Origin of the sequence: Ochrobactrum sp. SFR4 (assembly GCF_019730395.1) — a bacterium.
GTDB lineage: Bacteria > Pseudomonadota > Alphaproteobacteria > Rhizobiales > Rhizobiaceae > Pseudochrobactrum.
On record NZ_JAAPBB010000295.1, the window covers coordinates 1 to 394 of the forward strand.

Annotated in this window: 1 protein-coding gene; it reads right to left on the reverse strand. The window is 43.4% G+C overall.

The features are described from left to right. On the reverse strand, window positions 1–253 hold a 253-nt coding region (locus HBA93_RS19060), incomplete at its 3' end, for an ATP-binding cassette domain-containing protein (RefSeq protein ID WP_221724347.1). Between the last annotated feature and the right edge of the window lie 141 nt (window positions 254–394).

The window sequence follows — 394 nt, forward strand, 5'->3', positions numbered from 1 at the left end:
CTTCACGACGTACTGCATCAATCTTATTATTATCATTTGTCAGCTCATGACCATTTACCGTGATACGTCCGCTATTGTGCTCCTCCAGCCTGTTAATACAGCGGATCATTGTCGACTTCCCGGAACCGGACGGCCCACAAACAACCAGACGCTCACCTTTATTAACCACAAGATTGATGTTTTTTAGTGCCTGAAAAGCTCCGTAATGCTTGCATACGTCTTCAAGAACAATAGTCTCATGAGAAGCTACCATATCAGCTTTCCTTTTTTAAATAACGGCCAGTTGCCTGTTCAAGTTTTCCAAACCCGGTCTGAAAAACCCATGCCATAATCAGATAAATAAGCGCGGCCGCTATGAAGACCTCATAGGGAGCAAATGTTTTAGCAACAATTG